At 54.6% G+C, this 240-nt stretch carries 1 pseudogene; it reads right to left on the bottom strand.

Going from position 1 to position 240, the window contains the following annotated elements:
- Nucleotides 1-240 (bottom strand): annotated as a pseudogene (locus HBA93_RS23220) (beta-ketoacyl-ACP synthase); the annotation flags it as partial.

Here is a 240-nt window from a genome sequence, read left to right as displayed (position 1 = left end):
ATATAGCCGAACTGCGTGGTGTTGAATTCGTCCATACGCGGATTGTTGCGGCAGGCTTCCAGCAGCAGCTGATAGCTTGGCTCACCCTGATTTTTTACCAGAGCATCCAGTGCAAAGCGGCTTTTCCAATCGAGTTCAACTGGAGGAGCTGCCAGAAACAGCGGGCCGCCGAAATCTGTGACCGACAGGCCGGACTGGGCAATGGCTTCTTCACCGGCGAGACGTGCCAATTTTTCAGAC

The sequence above is a fragment of the Ochrobactrum sp. SFR4 genome, from assembly GCF_019730395.1.
GTDB lineage: Bacteria > Pseudomonadota > Alphaproteobacteria > Rhizobiales > Rhizobiaceae > Pseudochrobactrum.
This window is presented reverse-complemented; position numbering and strand designations above follow the sequence as displayed.